We start from the raw sequence: 15,770 nt of genomic DNA, 5'->3' as shown, positions 1-15,770 counted from the left end.
GATTTCAGTTCACGGGAGCCGAAGACGCGATCACCGAGTCGGGAGCGGCCGCGGCGGTGTCATCGCGCTTGAGCTTGCGAGAGAAACCGCGCAACAGGTCGATGAAGCGCAACGCCGGTTCGGCGAGCGGTTCTTCCTTGCGCGTGAGAATGCCGAAGCCGGCGAGGCTCTTGCCGATTTCGAGCGGCAGTGCGACCAGCAGTTTGCCGCGCAAATGATCCCGCACCACCGACTCCGGCAGCATCGCCACCGCATCGTAATTCTCGAGCAATTGCAGCGTGGCGAAAATCGACGCGCATTCGGTCAGGTTCACCGGCGTGGCCAGTCCCGCGCGCGCGAGTTCCTCTTCGAACAGTACACGCGCCGGACTGGTGACAGGTTGCGCCACCCACGGCCAGTCGATCAGTTCACGCAGCGTGAGGCGCGCGCGCTGCGCGAGCGGATGCACCGAACGCACCACCAGCAACAACGTCTCGCGCGCGAGCGGCTCGAAACTGAAATCGTTGTGTTGCAGCGGACTGGTCAGGCGCCCAAGCGCCAAGTCGACTTCGCGGCGATGCAGCAATTGCACGACCTGGTCGCTCGTTTCGCCGAGAATGCGCACGTTCAGCAGAGGGCTCTCGGTTTTCAGCGCGGCGACCGCCATGGCGAGCAGATCGGGCGCGGCGCCCATGATCGCGCCGACCGTCAGTTGGCCATGACCGCCGCGGCGTTTCACGTCGAGGTCTTCGGCGAAACGGGTCAGTTCGGCCAGCGCGCGCCGCGCGTAAGCCAGCGTGACGACGCCGAGCGGCGTGGGCGTCATGCCGCGCGCGTTGCGCTCGAACAGCAGGAAGCCGAACGCTTCTTCGATATCGCCGAGCATGCGGCTCGCGCTCGGCTGGGCCACGTTGACGGCCTCGGCGGCCTGATGGAGATTGCGCGCGTCGTCGAGCGCGACGAGCAGCGCGAGGTGCTTGAACTTGAGCCGATTGACGAGTGCGACAGTTGCTGAGGGTTGGCTCATGGGGCGGGTGCGATTCGGTTTGTGGATCGCCCAATCCCAACTTCGGATTGAGATGCTATCGACGCAGGAATTATAGTCGTATCAGACGCTTCCACGCTTCGCTGGAAAAGCGCCCGGATACGACGGGAGACAGGCCGCAATGGAGACAATCGCTTTCCGGATGGTGCTCAACCCCGGCATGCGCGAGGAATACGAACGGCGTCATGCGCAAATCTGGCCTGAGCTGGTTGATGCATTGCACAACGCCGGTGTGCGCGACTATCGGATTTTCTTCGATCCGGGCTCGGATCATCTTTTCGCCGTGCTGACGCGAAACAGCCACCACACCATGGACGAACTGCCGCAACTCGAGGTGATGCGCAAATGGTGGGACTACATGGCCGACATCATGCAGACGGCTCCGGATCACACGCCCGTGCAGCAGCCGCTCGAACCGGTCTTTCATTTGAATTCGCTAAGCTGAACTGATCCGGCAGGATCTCAAACCTCGAAACGACTTTACCGGACGGAGGATGTCGCATGCAGGTGGTCGATTCGCATATCCATTTGTGGGATCTGAAAACGCATCGCTATCCGTGGCTGGAAAACCCGGGCGTGTCGTTCGTGGGCGACGCGCGCGATCTGAAGCACGACTATCTGCTCGACGATCTGTTGAGCGAAGCGGGCGATATCGAGGTGCTGAAACTCGTGCACGTCGAAGCGAATCACGAGCCCGCCGATCCAGTCGAAGAAACGCGCTGGCTGCAGTCCATTGCGGATCGCAAGGAATCGCGCGGCATGCCGAACGCGATCGTCGCCGCGGTGGATCTGTCCGCGCCGAATGCGCCAGCCGTGCTCGAAGCGCATGCATCGTTCGCCAACACGCGTGGCATCCGGCAGATTCTGAACGTGCACGAGAACAAGCTGTTCGATTACGTCGGCCGTCATTTCATGCGCGAGCCGCAATGGCGCGAGCACTTTGCGTTGCTGCGCCGTTACGACATGTCGTTCGATCTGCAACTGTATCCGTCACAGATGGAAGAGGCGGCGGCGTTGGCGCGCGAACATGGCGACACGCAGTTCGTGATCAACCACGCGGGCATGTTCGTCGACCGCAGCAGCGTGGCCGGCTATCGCGCATGGCGCGACGGCATGCGCTTGCTCGCGGGTTGCCGCAATGTCGCCGTGAAGATCAGCGGACTCGCGATGTTCGATCATAAGTGGACTGTTGAAAGCCTGCGGCCTTACGTGCTCGAAACGATCGATACATTCGGCGTCGAGCGGGCGATGTTCGCCTCGAACTTTCCGGTCGACCGGCTGTTCGGCTCTTACGCGGATTTGTGGCATGCGTATGCGTCGATTGTCGAGGGCGCGAGCGTCGCCGAAAAAGAAGCGCTGTTTTGCCGTAACGCGGAACGTTGCTACCGCATCTGAAAGACGTTGCCTGGAACACGAAAAAGAAGGAGACACGTAGTGCAGCAACCCACATCCGCTGTGCCGAGGCTCGAATTGCGGCATGCGAGTAAATCTTTCGGGCGGGTTCGCGCGCTCTCCGACGGCGACCTCGCGCTCTGGCCGGGCGAAGTGCATGCCTTGCTCGGCGAAAACGGCGCAGGCAAATCCACGGTCGTGAAGATTCTCGCGGGCGTGCATCAGCCGGACACCGGCGAGTTGTTGGTGGACGGCGCGGCGCGCCGCTTCGCGACACCCGCCGAGGCGCGCGACGCCGGGCTCGCGGTCATCTATCAGGAACCGACGCTGTTCTTCGATCTGTCGATCGCGGAGAACATCTTCATGGGACGGCAACCGGTCGACCGCATCGGCCGGATTCAGTACGACGCGATGCGCCGCGAGGTGGACGGCTTGCTGGCGTCGCTCGGTGTGGATCTGCGCGCCGATCAACTGGTGCGTGGTTTGTCGATTGCCGATCAGCAGGTGATCGAAATTGCCAAGGCGCTGTCGTTGAACGCCAACGTGCTGATCATGGACGAACCGACCGCGGCGTTGTCGCTGCCCGAAGTGGAGCGGCTCTTTGCCATCGTGCGCAAGCTGCGCGAGCGTGACGTGGCGATTCTGTTCATCACGCACCGGCTCGACGAAGTATTCGCGCTGACACAACGCGTCACGATCATGCGCGACGGCGCGAAAGTCTTCGACGGTTTGACCGCCGATCTCAACACCGAGTCGATCGTCGCCAAAATGGTCGGGCGCGATCTGGAAACCTTCTATCCGAAGGCCGAGCGGCCGCCCGGCGAAGTGCGCCTGTCGGTGCGTGGCCTCACGCGCATCGGCGTGTTCAAGGACATTTCCTTCGACGTGCGCGCGGGCGAGATCGTCGCGCTCGCCGGACTGGTCGGCGCGGGGCGCAGCGAAGTCGCGCGGGCGATCTTCGGCATCGATCCGCTCGACTCGGGTGAAATCTGGATTGCCGGCGAGCGTCTGACGGCAGGTCGGCCCGCCGCCGCGGTGCGCGCCGGACTTGCGCTCGTGCCGGAAGACCGCCGCCAGCAAGGACTCGCGCTGGAATTGAGCATCGCGCGCAATGCATCGATGACGGTGCTCGGCCGCCTCGTCAAACACGGCCTCATCTCCACGCGCAGCGAGACGCAACTCGCTAATCAATGGGGCACGCGCCTGCGCCTCAAGGCAGGCGATCCCAACGCGCCGGTCGGCACGTTGTCGGGCGGCAATCAACAGAAGGTCGTGCTCGGCAAATGGCTGGCCACCGGACCGAAAGTGCTGATCATCGATGAACCCACGCGCGGCATCGACGTCGGTGCGAAGGCCGAGGTGTATAGCGCGCTCGCCGAACTGGTGCGCGACGGCATGGCGGTGCTGATGATCTCGAGCGAATTGCCGGAAGTCCTTGGCATGGCCGACCGCGTGCTGGTGATGCACGAGGGACGTATTAGCGCGGATATAGCGCGTGCCGATGCCGACGAGGAACGCATCATGGGCGCGGCACTTGGCCAACCCGGTCAACCGATTTCACCGCTGGGACACGCCGCATGATGCGCCATTCTTCCACTCATCCCGCACCGGTGCAGGCGCCGGTCCCGAAGCGCGCGGTCAGTTCGCCGGGCGGTTTCGCCGCGAGCATCGCGAAGAGCCGCGAGACGACGCTCTTCGTCGTGCTGGTTCTGTTGATCGTGGGCACCGGGCTCGCGAAGCCGCAGTTTCTGAATCTGCAGAACCTGCGCGACGTGCTGCTGAATGTGTCGATTATCAGCTTGCTGACAGCCGGCATGACCGTGGTGATCCTGATGCGGCATATCGATCTCTCGGTCGGATCGACGGTCGGCGTCAGCGCATATGCGGTCGGCAGTCTGTATGTCGCGTTTCCGCATATGCCGGTGATCGTCGCGTTGGGAGCGGGGCTAGCCATCGGTCTCGTGGCGGGCACCATCAACGCGCTGCTGGTCGCGGTAGGGCGCGTGCCGTCGCTCGTCGCGACGCTGTCCACGCTGTACATCTTTCGCGGTGCGGACTACGCGTGGGTGCACGGCGGACAGATCAACGCCACCAGCTTGCCCGATGCGTTTTCGCGCCTTGCCACCGGCACGTTCCTCGGCATCCCGACACTCGCGCTGATCGCGATCGTCGTGCTGATCGGTCTCGCCGTCTATCTGAAACAGTTTCGCGGCGGGCGCGAACATTACGCCATCGGCTCGAATCCGGAGGCGGCGCGTCTGGCCGGCGTGAATGTCGAACGTCGCGTGATGGCCGGGTTTCTGCTGTCCGGCGCGATTGCCGGTTTTGCGGGCGCATTGTGGCTGGCCCGCTTCGGCACCGTGGATGCCAGCACTGCGAAGGGCATCGAATTGCAGGTGGTGGCCGCCGCGGTGGTGGGCAGCGTCGCGATCACCGGCGGCGTCGGCACGATTCTCGGCGCGACGCTCGGCGCGCTAGTGCTCGGCGTGATCAGCATCGCGCTGGTGGTGCTGCACGTGTCGCCGTTCTGGGAGCAGGCCATTGAAGGCGCATTGATCGTCGCCGCGATCACCGCCGATACCTTGCTGGCCCGCTCCGTCGCCAAACGCATGATGAGGAAACGCGATCATGGCTAAACCCGATTCCGCGCTGCTCACGCGCAAACGCGAAACACCGCTGCAATGGGAAGTGCTGCTGGTAATCGTGCTGATTCTCTCGCTCGCGCTCGGACGCTTGCTGTCGCCGGTGTTTCTGACCGGCGCGAATCTGAGCAACGTGCTAGCCGATCTGACCGAGATCGCTTTGATGGCGCTGCCGATGACGCTCATCATCGTCGCCGCCGAAATCGATCTGTCGGTGGCTTCGGTGCTCGGCGCATCCAGCGCGTTGATGGGCGTGCTGTGGCACATGGGCTTGCCGATGCCGCTCGTGATCGTGCTGGTGCTGGCCGCCGGCGCGTTGGCCGGGTTGCTGAACGGCCTCGTGATCGTCAAGCTCAATCTGCCTTCGCTCGCGGTCACGATCGGCACGCTGGCGCTGTTTCGCGGCCTCGCCTATGTGTTGCTCGGCGACCAGGCGGTGGCGGATTTCCCGCCCGCTTATACGGCGTTCGGCATGGACACGCTGGGCGGGAGTTTCATACCGTTGCCGTTTGTCATCGTGATCGTCGGCGCGATCGTCTTCACCGTGCTGCTGCAGTCCACGGCGTTCGGCCGCAGTCTCTACGCGATCGGCGCGAATCCGACCGCCGCGGCGTTCTCCGGCATCGAAGTGGCGAAGATCCGCTTGCGTCTGTTCGTGCTGTCCGGCGCCATGAGCGCGCTGGCGGGCATCGTCTATACGCTGCGCTTTACCAGCGCGCGCGGCGACAATGGCGAAGGTTTCGAGTTGTCGGTGATCGCGGCGGTGCTGTTCGGCGGCGTGAGTATTTTCGGCGGACGCGGGTCGATGATCGGCGTGCTGCTGTCGCTGCTGATCATCGGCGTGCTGAAGAACGCGCTGACGCTCGACGACGTGTCCAGCGAAACGCTCACCATCGTTACCGGTGTGCTGCTGCTGGCGTCGGTGCTGATACCGAATCTGGTTGCCCGCTGGCGCGCGGCGCGCGACCGGCGTTTCATCGCGAAGTCCGCTTCTTCCATCTAACGTTTTCAGCAAGGCCTGCGTCTACGAAGAGAAAGTCCAACAACCGATAACCCGGACAACACGACGTCCAACAACAAGGCAGGAGACACTCTATGTTCAAACCTCTACGTCACACCGGCACCGCGGCGCTGTGCGTCGCGTTGATCGCGATCAGTTGCGCCGCGTCCGCCGCGGGCCTGAAAAGCGGGCTGAAAATCGCATTCTTGCCGAAGCAGATCAACAACCCCTACGAAGTGATCGCCGACGACGGCGGCATGGCCGCGATCAAGGAATTCGGCGGCGTGGGCAAAGCGGTGGGACCGTCGGACGCAGGTGCGTCGTCGCAAGTGCAGTACATCAATACGCTGATCACACAGCGCCAGGACGCGATCGTGATTGCCGCCAACGACGCCAATGCGGTGGTGCCGTATCTGAAGAAGGCGATGTCGCAAGGCATCAAGGTCGTGACCTTCGACTCGGACACGGCGCCCGAGGGCCGGCAACTGTTCGTCAACCAGGCGAACGCTGAAGGCATCGGCCGTGGCCAGATTCAACTGGTGTCCAAACTGATGGGCGGCGAGGGCGAGTTCGCGGTGCTGTCGGCCACGCCTAACGCGACCAATCAGAACACGTGGATCAAGTGGATGCAGGAGGAGTTGAAGAAGCCGGAGTACGCGAAGATCAAGCTCGTGAAAATCGCCTACGGTAACGACGACGACCAGAAGTCGTTCGTCGAAACGCAGGGCTTGTTGCAGGCGTATCCGAACCTGAAGGCGATAGTCGCGCCGACCACGGTCGGCATTGCCGCCGCCGCGCGTTATATCTCGACCTCGTCGAGCAAGGGCAAGGTGGCGGTGACAGGCTTGGGCACGCCGAACCAGATGCGCGCGTTCGTGAAGAACGGCACCGTGAAGGCGTTCCAGTTGTGGGATCCGGGTCAACTCGGCTACCTGGCCGCATATGCCGCGGCGGCGCTGTCGTCGGGCACGATCAGCGGTAAGGAAGGCGAGTCGTTCGACGCCGGCAAGCTCGGCAAACGCACCATCGGGCCGCAAGGCGAAATCATTCTTGGACCGCCGACTACGTTTGATTCGAGCAATATCGATAACTTCAATTTCTGAGCGGCAACACTTCACCGCGTGACGTTGCGCGGCTGAAGTGTTTGGCAACGCGCGAAACACGCGGCGTGAGGGCGATTCAGCGGTCCACGCGCCGCGTGTTTTTTAAAGCTTGACTGACGCAATTCGCCGACGCTAAAGATCGGGCGCGATCTTCGTCGTGAGGTTGGGTCCGTTGAGCGTGATGTGATATTCGGGTCGGCACCGCGTTCATGTACAGCGTGTTCCACAACGCGATCGTGCTCACGATTGAGTGTTGCCTCGTCGGCCGGATCGCGCTGTTTTGGCTGTTGCGAGTTCGGAAGCTGTCCCAAGCTCGTAAGGTGGCATCCGTCTGTTACTTGCAATGTGCCCTGAATGGCTTCATGCCTGCTGAACACATACTCACGTTCTTCGCGTGAAGCGTAACAGTCCTGGCTGTGCCCTTGTATTTGCAGACGAGATAGGGGTCAATCTTATCGGTATCCCAGTGATCTACAGGACCAGCGGGTACCGGTGCAAGGCTCACCATCTGGTCCGGCGGCCCATCGTACAAAGCCGCGTTGTTCAAGACATGCCGGACTCCGGAATCGAGCACATTGGCCGGACAAGCAACCGGTGCTGCCACCGCGGCGCCGCTTGCTACCGCCCAGAACACCACACAAAGGCTTTCACTCCACCACATAGAATTGATCTCCGTCGTTGGCTTTCACTCCGTGTCCGTTTCTGAAGCGGATTGTTCGTTCGTGGACGGGCTGCGCCGCATGTCCGTTCCACTGATCCAGAACCTGAATACCGGCTGCGTTGCGGCCAAGATAAATGGCTGCATGGCTGCGTCCGTCAATGTGGTTTCCGTACCTGCCGTTAGGGTCGAATGTTGCGACAACCGATCCTGGTCTGATCAGATTCGCGGTTCTTACTTTTTCTCCCTGGTGCCACGACGAGGAAGGTGGAATGGAAACAACAGCATGGACGAACGTCACGCATTGTCCGTTGCCGACAAGTTGTCCTTTAAGAGAATTTGCTTCAGCCATATTTGCTACGTAAGACATTCTTTAACCTTGCTCACGTGGTTTCGGTATCTGTCCACACGCTTGCGTGTGGACTCATGTTCACGGTGGGCGCGGTGGGATCAGTTGCGGTTTCACATTACCTCCATTTGATCCGAGAAAAATCTGCTTTACAGGTGGCAAAATTCATCGAGCGTGCCCACTTCGTCGCCGTGCGACGCGGCGAGCGAAATACTTCAAAAGCGATGCTGGATACCCGCCGTGACACCCGCTTGCGTATCCGCCGCGCCAATCAAATCGCGCGACAGACTCACTGCATTGCCGTGCTTGGCCATCGCATAACCTCCCGCCATATACAGCACCGTGCGTTTCGACAGCGCGTACTGCGCGCGCAGCGAGAACAACGTCGGATCGGCATCGCTCGCGTCCTTGATGTCCTGATGGTAGAGCGCGGCGAACAGCGAGATGAATGGCGTCACTTCGTATTGACCGCCGATCCAGTACATGTCGCTGCGCAGCGTAGGCGCGCTGGTGTGGAACGTGCGCCGGTAGTTCCGGTAGCCCGCCATCGCCTTCACGGCGCCGAAGTCGTAACTCAAGCCCGCGTGAATGCCCTGAATGTAGTTGGTCGTATCGGCGGGCGTGACGCTGTCGTTCGCGCCGTTCTGCCGGTCGAAGGTCGCGACCGCCGCGAATGGACCGCTCTCGTAGCCGAGACCGAAGTCGTACTTCGAACTCGACTTCATGCTGCCGGGCACATTGCCGAAGCCGTACATTGCGCCGAACTTGAAGCCGGAAAATGTGCCGTCGTAACGCACCGCATTGGCCGAGCGCGAGAACAGACCGTCTTTACGGCCGCCCGTCGCCGTGGATGACGTCGCCCACGAGTAGTTCGGCGCGTAACCCATCGGATCGAACGGCAGCATGTAATCGTAGGTGGTCGTGAAATTGCGGCCGAGCGTGATTTGCCCAAAGCGGTTTTTCAGGCCGATGGTCGCGCGGCGGTCGAAGATCGCGCCGGGGCCGTCGTCGAACTGGCCGTTGGCGATGTTGATGCCGCTTTCCAGCTGGAACACCGCCTTCAGCCCGCCGCCGAGATCCTCGACGCCGCGCAAACCCCAGCGCGACGTGTTCTTGCCGCCCGAGACGAGGCGCGTGGCGCCGCCGTCCTTGCTTGCATGGTTCACGTATTCGACACCCGCGTCGACGATGCCGTACAAGGTCACGCTCGACTGCGCGTGCGTGCCCGCTGCAAACCCGGCGAGCCCGGCGCAAGTCACGCCGACGGTCGCTTTCTTCATGCTCCACTTCATCAATAGTCTCCGGTGGTTGGTTTTTTTTTGCTTCGGTTCGTGGCGTGCCGCTTTCAACTCGCCTGAGCGAACGCCCAGCAGTCGTTGGCGGGGAATTCGATCCAGTGACGGCCGGCCGCGCGCGGCACGTGCCCGAAGGCGCGCAGCCGCAGGTCGCCGCAATGGAACAGGTATTCCCAGCGGTCGCCGAGATACATCGACGTGACGAGCTCGGCTTCGAGCCGGTTGGTGCCGGGACCGTCGGCGACCTGCACGCGCTCGAGGCGGATCACGGCTTGCGCGTGTTGACCGGCCGTGAGCGCTTCGCGTGCTTGCGCCTGCAGTTGCCAGCCGTCGCCGGCAAGCGTCACGCGTTCGCCGTCGACCGCGGCCACGCGCGCCTCGATGCGGTTGTTGCTGCCCATGAATTCGGCCGTATAGAGCGAGCGGGGCGCGCCGTACAGTTCGGCCGGCGTGCCTTCCTGTTCGATACGTCCGTTGCGCAGCAAGAGGATGCGGTCGGACATCGCCATCGCCTCGGTCTGGTCGTGCGTCACGCACAACGCCGAGAGGCCCAATGACACGATCAGCTCGCGCAGCCAGGCGCGCGCTTCTTCGCGCAGCTTGGCGTCGAGATTGGAGAGCGGTTCGTCGAGCAGAATCACCGGCGGGTTGTAGACGAGCGCCCGCGCAATCGCCACGCGTTGTTGCTGGCCGCCGGAAAGCTGATACGGATAACGCGCGGCGAGGTGGCCGAGGCCGAGTTGGTCGAGCGCGGCCTGCACGCGTTTTTTCTGCTCGGTAGCGGTGACGCGCCGCAGCTTCAATCCATACCCGACGTTCTCGGCCACCGTGCGATGCGGCCACAGCGCATACGACTGGAACACGAGCCCGAGCGAGCGCTGCTCGACCGGCAGATCGACATGCGCCGCGCCGTCGAAAAACGCCTTGCCGTCCAGTTCGATGCGGCCCGACGACGGCTGTTCGAGACCGGCCACCGCGCGCAGCAGCGTGGTCTTGCCGCTGCCCGACGCGCCCAGCAGGCAGACCACTTCGCCGGGATTCAGTTCGAACGACACACCTTTGAGAATCGGGTTGTCGCCATAGCTGAGAAAGAGGTTGTCGACCGAGAGCTTATCCATGCAATTTCACTCCGAAGCGCAGCGCGACGCCGAGTCCGGCGCCGACCATCGCGATGTTGATGACAGAAAGCGCGGCGACCTGATCGACCGACCCGGTGGCCCACAGCGAGACGAGCAGCGCGCCGATCACTTCCGTGCCGGGCGAGAGCAGATAGACGGCGGTCGAATACTCGCGCTCGAAGATCATGAAAATCAGCAGCCACGCAGCGAGCAGGCCGAAGCGCACGAGTGGCAGCGTCACATCGAGGCTGACGCGTGCGCGCGTTGCGCCGACGCTGCGTCCTGCTTCTTCGAGCTCAGGCCCGACTTGCAGCAGCGCGCTCTGAATCAGACGCATGCCGTAGGCGAGCCACACAACGGTGTACGCGATCCAGATGCTCCACATGGAGTTCTTCAGTTCCTTGAGGCCGGGCACGAACAGGAACACCCACAGGAACGCGAGACCGGCGAGCAGGCCCGGCACCGCGCGCGGCAGCAGCACGAGGTAATCGAGCAGGCGCGTGGCCCAGTCGTTGCGACGGTGTCCGGCGAACGCCACCAGCGAATAGAAGCCCACTGCCAGCGCGCCACCGAATACGCCGATGCCGAGCGTGTTGAGAATCGCGCGGACCAGGTTGTTCTGCTCGAACAGTTCGGTGAAGTTGGCGAGCGTGAGCGTATCCGCGAGATGCACGCCATGTCCCCAGTGTGTAACGAACGCACGCAGCGTGATGCCGGAGAGCGGCACGAACACCGTCAGCAGCAGCCACAGCGCCACGATCGCCAGCGCGACCCAGCGCCACGCGCCGAGCGGCAGCACGGTTTGACGTCCCGCCTTGCCCTTGACCGTGACGAAACGGTTCGCGCTCTTCAGCAGCCGGCGTTGCAGCAGCACGAGCGGGAACGTGATCGCGACGATGCACATCGCGACCGCGGCCATCAGGTGATACGAGGGCACGCCCAGCTTGTTGGTGAGCTTGTAGAGATACGTGGCCAGCACGAGGTGCCCTTCAGGGTCGCCGAGCACGAGCGGCAGGCCGAATACTTCGAAGCCGAGAAAGAACACCAGCACGCCGGCGAACAGCAGCGCGGGCAATGTCATCGGCAGGCTGACGTCGAGCGCGACGCGAAACGGCCGCGCGCCGGCGACACGCGCGGCTTCCTCGACGTCCGAGCCGAGATTGCGCAGCGCCGCCGACGAATACAGATACACGTGCGGCACATGCGTGAGGCCGACGATCACCGTGATGGCGAACACCGAGTAGACGGTCCACGGCGCTTCGGCGGTGCCGAACAACTCCATCCACCACACCGAGTAAAAACCGACCGGGCCGGCCGCGACCACATAGCCGAAGGCGAGCACCATCGGCGAGACGAACACGGGCGTGAGCAGCAGCGGCTCGAGCCAGCGGCGGCCCGGCAGGTCGGTGCGCACCATCAGGAACGCGAGAATGCCGCCGAGCGGAATCGAGATGAACAGCATCCCGGCCGCGATGACAAAAGAGTTTTTCAGCGCGGACCAGAAGTCGGGGTCGCTGAAAATGAATTCGAAGCCAGCGAGGCCGAGCGTGCGTTTCGCGTCGAAGAACGGCGCGCTCAGCACGCTCTGCAACAGGATGAAGCCGAGCGGCAGCGCCACGGCCACGGTCAGCACCGCGACGACGAGCCAGCGCAGCAGCCCCATGAACGGTTGCAGTCCGCCGTGCGGCAGCGCGCCGATGGAGCCGCCGTCTGCCGCGTGCGGCGGCGCGGCGCGGCGTCCGGTTGCGCTAGTGGAAAGCATGAGGGTCCCCCTGCGGCACGCAGGCCGCATATCGACAGGTATGGAAGGAAGGGCCGGCGGCCGCGTCGCAGTGCGGCCGCTTGCGTATCAAACGCGCATGGCTAGCGCTTGATCGACTGTTGCCATTGCTTGAGGAATTCGAGGCGCTTCGACTGGTCGAGATAGACCAGCAGTCCCGCACCGATCGGGATCGGTTTGAGGGAATCACCGAGTTGCTTCGTGAGGCCGGCCATCGACGTTTCGCCTTCCACGTCGGCGCGAATCGAGAACAGGCTCGCCTGATTAGCCAGCAGCGTCTGACCGCGTTGCGAGAGCAGATAGTCCACCCACAGCTTCGCGGCGTTCGGGCTTTGCGCTTTCTTCGAAATCGTCACGAGGCGGCTGACGACCAGCGTGTAGTCCTTCGGATAGACATAACCGATCGACGGATCTTTCTTCGCCTTGGTCAGCGCGTACGAGCCGAGAATGTTGTAGCCGATCAGGTTCTCACCGGAAGAAATACGCTCCATCATCGCGCCCGTGCTCGATTGCAGCTTGGGGCCGGTGGCGCCCATGGCCTTGACCAGATCCCACGTGACCTGCGGGTTGACGCGTGCGTCCTGGGTCAGGTAGTTGAAACCGACGCCGGACTTTTCGATGTCGTAAGTGGTGACCCGGCCTTTGAACTGATCGGGCTTGGTTTGCAGCAATTTGATCAGATCGGCTCGGGTTTGCGGCACGTCGCCGCCCGGCACGAGGCGTTTGTTGTAGACGATCGCGAGCGGCTCGTAGGTGGTGCCGTAAGCCTGCTTCTGGTACTGCGCCCAGTGCGGCAACTGCTTCGCTTCGGGGGATTCGTAAGTGGCCATCAGGCCGTCGTTGACGAGCTTGACCTGCAGGTCCATGGCCGAGCTCCACAGTACGTCGGCACTGGTGCTGCTCGCCGCGTTTTCGCTGATGTAGCGGTTGTACAGCTCGGTGCTGTTCATGTCGTTGTACTCGACCTTGACGCCGTACAGGCTTTCAAAATCCTTGATGAGCGGGCGCACCAGTGCGGTGTCCGTGACCGAGTAGACGATCAGCTTGCCTTCCTTTTTTGCACCGTCGACCGTGGCCTGGTAATCACTCGGATAACCGGCTGGAATGGCCGCCCACGCTGAATGTGCGGCAAATGCGAGAGCGGCTGCGAGAACCTTCAAAGCGTTTTGCACGTCTTCCTCCAGAAAACTTCGTGTTGGTTTTGTGTAGGCGAATGGTAAGAGACTGGGGCTTTCTGAACGCTTTCAGTTTTCGAAGGAAATGCGTCACAATGGTCGAATTCACCTCATGGATTTCCCTGGGATTCCGTTCTATGCGTGTGCTCCTCGTCGAAGACAATCCGATCCTTTCCCGCTCGCTGACCGACGCGCTGACCAGCGCGAAACTCACCGTCGACTGCATGCATGACGGCGAGTCCGCCGACCATGTTTTGCGCACCCAGGACTACGCACTGGTGATTCTCGATATCGGCTTGCCGAAGCTCGGCGGCCTCGAAGTGCTGCGCCGTTTGCGGGCGCGCCGCAATGCAGTGCCGGTGCTGATGCTGACCGCGCACGGTTCGGTGGAAGAGCGCGTGCGCGGTCTCGATCTCGGCGCCGACGACTACCTCGCCAAGCCATTCGCGCTCACCGAACTCGAAGCGCGCGCGCGTGCGCTCTTGCGCCGCAGTCATGGGCAGGAGCCGTTGCATGCGCAATGCGGCACGCTGCTTTACGACAGTGTGGATCGCGGCTTCACGCTCGACGGCGAAGCACTCGCGCTGACGCCGCGCGAGCGTTCGGTGCTCGAAGTGCTGATCCTGCGCAATGGCCGCGCGATCAACAAGGACACGTTGTCGGAGAAGATCTTCGGGCTCGACGAATCGGTGAACGCGGACGCCATCGAAATCTATGTGCACCGCCTGCGCAAGAAACTCGAACACAGTTCGGTGGGCATCGTGACGCTGCGCGGGCTCGGCTATCTGCTGGAAGCAAAAAGCGCATGACGCGGCCGAATCTGCGCGTACGGATCGCGCTGTGGTTGTTGCTGCCGCTGCTTCTGCTGCTCGCCCTGGACGCATGGCTCACCTATCAGCGCGCGATGAACGCGGCGCACGCGGCCTTCGACCGGGCGCTCGAATTTTCACTGCGCTCGATCCGCGACGGCATCCGTTTGCGCGACGGCGAGATCGAAGTCGATCTGCCGTACCTCGCGCTGGAGATGTTCGAATCGAACGGCGGCGGCAACATCTACTATCAGATTCGCGAGGAAGGTGGCCGCGTGGTGACGGGCTATCCCGACTTGCCGGACCCCGGAAAAGTGCCGGGCGAGCCCTACAGCGTGCGGTTCTATAACGACGTGTTTCGCGGCCGTCCGCTGCGCATCGCCATGCTCAGGCTGCCCGTGCACGACGTGCCGAGCGCGCAGACGCGTGTGGTGCTGGTGAGAGTCGGCGAAACGATCGAGCAGCGTCAAGCGTTGGCGCGCGAGATTCTGACCGGGTCGCTGCAACAGGAAGGATTGTTGGTGGTGCTCGCGCTCGGCATCGTCTGGTTGGGCGTGGCGCGCGGCTTGCGGCCGTTGAACCGCCTGTCGGCGAAAGTGGCCGCACGCGCCGAGGACGATCCGACGCCGCTCGACACCGTCGGTCTGCCGAGCGAAGTGGCGCCGCTGGTCGATTCGATCAATCAGTACATCGGCCGCACGCAGTTGATGCAGTCGTCGCGCCGGCGGTTTTTCAACGACGCCGCGCATCAGTTGAAAACGCCGCTTGCGGTGATTCAGGCGGAGTCCGAACTGGCGTTGCGCGATATCGACGTCGTGGAGGAAAGTACGGGGGGCAATCGCCGGCAAGGGGTGCATTTGCGGCGGCTGAATCGCGCCGTGCAGCAGGCGGTGCGCATCGTGCAGCAGTTGCTGTCGCTCTCGCGGCTCGACGCGGACAGCGGCAACACGGTCAAGCATGCGTCGGTGCCGCTGCATAAGGTGGCGCGCAGCGTCACGCTCGACTGGTCGCCGGTGGCGCGCTCGCGCGGCATCGATCTCGGTTTCGAACAGGACGTGCGTGTCGACGTGACGGGCCAGATCGATCTGCTTGCGGAACTGGTCGGCAATCTGATCGACAACGCCATCCGTTATTCCGGCGATGGCGCGGTGATTACCGTGCGGGTTGCGCGCGAAGGAGAACAAGCGTTGCTGCAGGTGATCGACAACGGGCCGGGCATTGCCGCCGGCGAACGCGACGCGGTGTTCGAACGTTTCTATCGCAGCGAAGCGACGCAGGCGGTCGAGGGTAGCGGCCTGGGTTTATCGATCGTGCGGGAGATCGCGCGCGTGCACGGCGCGCAGGTCGCGCTCACCGACGCGCAAGGTGGCGGGTTGGTCGTCAGCGTGTTGTTTCCGCCGTTGAAAGCGGTGTGACGTTGGCGAG

15 protein-coding genes are annotated in these 15,770 nt (G+C 62.9%); 8 read left to right on the top strand and 7 right to left on the bottom strand.

Annotation, left to right across the window (positions count from 1 at the left end; all coding sequences use genetic code 11):
* Positions 1–4: 4 nt before the first annotated feature.
* Complete coding sequence (locus B0G74_RS24715) at positions 5–1,006, bottom strand: LysR family transcriptional regulator (protein ID WP_132377482.1); 1,002 nt, start codon at positions 1,004–1,006, stop codon at positions 5–7.
* 139 nt (positions 1,007–1,145) lie between these two features.
* On the opposite strand from B0G74_RS24715, the gene rhaM reads away from it, so the two are divergent.
* The 6 genes from rhaM (at position 1,146) to rhaS (ending at position 7,161) form a co-directional block, all read left to right on the top strand.
* Positions 1,146–1,469 carry an L-rhamnose mutarotase gene (gene rhaM / locus B0G74_RS24710; protein WP_132377481.1) on the top strand — a complete coding sequence of 108 codons (324 nt, stop codon included), beginning with the start codon at positions 1,146–1,148 and terminating at the stop codon, positions 1,467–1,469.
* Between the two features lie 56 nt (positions 1,470–1,525).
* Positions 1,526–2,419: an amidohydrolase family protein gene (locus B0G74_RS24705; protein ID WP_132377480.1), complete on the top strand. Its 894-nt coding sequence runs from the start codon at positions 1,526–1,528 to the stop codon at positions 2,417–2,419.
* Positions 2,420–2,458: 39 nt separating this feature from the next.
* A complete protein-coding gene (locus B0G74_RS24700) occupies positions 2,459–3,997 on the top strand; it encodes a sugar ABC transporter ATP-binding protein (protein ID WP_132377479.1) in 1,539 nt (512 codons plus the stop codon).
* Positions 3,994–5,052, top strand: coding sequence for an ABC transporter permease (locus B0G74_RS24695; protein ID WP_132377478.1), 1,059 nt, complete (start codon positions 3,994–3,996; stop codon positions 5,050–5,052). Before B0G74_RS24700 ends, B0G74_RS24695 begins: the two co-directional genes overlap by 4 nt.
* Positions 5,045–6,061 carry an ABC transporter permease gene (locus B0G74_RS24690; protein ID WP_132377477.1) on the top strand — a complete coding sequence of 339 codons (1,017 nt, stop codon included), beginning with the start codon at positions 5,045–5,047 and terminating at the stop codon, positions 6,059–6,061. The genes B0G74_RS24695 and B0G74_RS24690 overlap by 8 nt, the downstream gene beginning before the upstream one ends.
* A gap of 92 nt (positions 6,062–6,153) precedes the next feature.
* Positions 6,154–7,161, top strand: a complete 1,008-nt coding sequence (rhaS, locus tag B0G74_RS24685; protein ID WP_132377476.1) for a rhamnose ABC transporter substrate-binding protein — start codon at positions 6,154–6,156, stop codon at positions 7,159–7,161.
* A 334-nt stretch (positions 7,162–7,495) separates the two neighbouring features.
* Here the strand turns inward: rhaS and B0G74_RS47670 are convergent, their stop codons facing one another.
* The 6 genes from B0G74_RS47670 to B0G74_RS24655 all read right to left on the bottom strand — a co-directional run bounded on the left by B0G74_RS47670 (position 7,496) and on the right by B0G74_RS24655 (position 13,533).
* A complete protein-coding gene (locus B0G74_RS47670) occupies positions 7,496–7,822 on the bottom strand; it encodes an STY0301 family protein (protein WP_132377475.1) in 327 nt (108 codons plus the stop codon).
* Positions 7,809–8,189 carry a BPSL0067 family protein gene (locus B0G74_RS24675; protein ID WP_132377474.1) on the bottom strand — a complete coding sequence of 127 codons (381 nt, stop codon included), beginning with the start codon at positions 8,187–8,189 and terminating at the stop codon, positions 7,809–7,811. The genes B0G74_RS47670 and B0G74_RS24675 overlap by 14 nt, the downstream gene beginning before the upstream one ends.
* Before the next feature lie 194 nt (positions 8,190–8,383).
* On the bottom strand, positions 8,384–9,460 hold the full coding sequence (locus B0G74_RS24670) for a porin (protein WP_132377473.1): 1,077 nt from the start codon (positions 9,458–9,460) through the stop codon (positions 8,384–8,386).
* A gap of 53 nt (positions 9,461–9,513) precedes the next feature.
* A complete protein-coding gene (locus B0G74_RS24665; RefSeq protein WP_132377472.1) occupies positions 9,514–10,581 on the bottom strand; it encodes an ABC transporter ATP-binding protein in 1,068 nt (355 codons plus the stop codon).
* Positions 10,574–12,343, bottom strand: coding sequence for an iron ABC transporter permease (locus B0G74_RS24660; protein WP_132377471.1), 1,770 nt, complete (start codon positions 12,341–12,343; stop codon positions 10,574–10,576). Before B0G74_RS24660 ends, B0G74_RS24665 begins: the two co-directional genes overlap by 8 nt.
* 101 nt (positions 12,344–12,444) lie before the next feature.
* Positions 12,445–13,533, bottom strand: a complete 1,089-nt coding sequence (locus tag B0G74_RS24655; protein ID WP_132377470.1) for an ABC transporter substrate-binding protein — start codon at positions 13,531–13,533, stop codon at positions 12,445–12,447.
* A gap of 140 nt (positions 13,534–13,673) precedes the next feature.
* On the opposite strand from B0G74_RS24655, the gene B0G74_RS24650 reads away from it, so the two are divergent.
* Both B0G74_RS24650 and B0G74_RS24645 read left to right on the top strand, forming a co-directional pair.
* Positions 13,674–14,345 carry a response regulator gene (locus B0G74_RS24650; protein ID WP_132377469.1) on the top strand — a complete coding sequence of 224 codons (672 nt, stop codon included), beginning with the start codon at positions 13,674–13,676 and terminating at the stop codon, positions 14,343–14,345.
* Entirely contained in the window at positions 14,342–15,760 is a 1,419-nt protein-coding gene (locus B0G74_RS24645) for a sensor histidine kinase (protein WP_132377468.1), read from the top strand. Before B0G74_RS24650 ends, B0G74_RS24645 begins: the two co-directional genes overlap by 4 nt.
* Positions 15,761–15,770 lie beyond the last annotated feature (10 nt).

The organism is Paraburkholderia sp. BL9I2N2, from assembly GCF_004339745.1.
Classification (GTDB): domain Bacteria; phylum Pseudomonadota; class Gammaproteobacteria; order Burkholderiales; family Burkholderiaceae; genus Paraburkholderia.
This window is presented reverse-complemented; position numbering and strand designations above follow the sequence as displayed.

Coding starts and splice junctions, on each gene's coding strand:
- B0G74_RS24715 (WP_132377482.1), bottom strand. CDS start 1,006: ATGAGCCAACCCTCAGCAACTGTCGCACTCGTCAATCGGCTCAAGTTC.
- rhaM (WP_132377481.1), top strand. CDS start 1,146: ATGGAGACAATCGCTTTCCGGATGGTGCTCAACCCCGGCATGCGCGAG.
- B0G74_RS24705 (WP_132377480.1), top strand. CDS start 1,526: ATGCAGGTGGTCGATTCGCATATCCATTTGTGGGATCTGAAAACGCAT.
- B0G74_RS24695 (WP_132377478.1), top strand. CDS start 3,994: ATGATGCGCCATTCTTCCACTCATCCCGCACCGGTGCAGGCGCCGGTC.
- B0G74_RS24690 (WP_132377477.1), top strand. CDS start 5,045: ATGGCTAAACCCGATTCCGCGCTGCTCACGCGCAAACGCGAAACACCG.
- rhaS (WP_132377476.1), top strand. CDS start 6,154: ATGTTCAAACCTCTACGTCACACCGGCACCGCGGCGCTGTGCGTCGCG.
- B0G74_RS47670 (WP_132377475.1), bottom strand. CDS start 7,822: ATGTGGTGGAGTGAAAGCCTTTGTGTGGTGTTCTGGGCGGTAGCAAGC.
- B0G74_RS24675 (WP_132377474.1), bottom strand. CDS start 8,189: ATGTCTTACGTAGCAAATATGGCTGAAGCAAATTCTCTTAAAGGACAA.
- B0G74_RS24670 (WP_132377473.1), bottom strand. CDS start 9,460: ATGAAGTGGAGCATGAAGAAAGCGACCGTCGGCGTGACTTGCGCCGGG.
- B0G74_RS24665 (WP_132377472.1), bottom strand. CDS start 10,581: ATGGATAAGCTCTCGGTCGACAACCTCTTTCTCAGCTATGGCGACAAC.
- B0G74_RS24660 (WP_132377471.1), bottom strand. CDS start 12,343: ATGCTTTCCACTAGCGCAACCGGACGCCGCGCCGCGCCGCCGCACGCG.
- B0G74_RS24650 (WP_132377469.1), top strand. CDS start 13,674: ATGCGTGTGCTCCTCGTCGAAGACAATCCGATCCTTTCCCGCTCGCTG.
- B0G74_RS24645 (WP_132377468.1), top strand. CDS start 14,342: ATGACGCGGCCGAATCTGCGCGTACGGATCGCGCTGTGGTTGTTGCTG.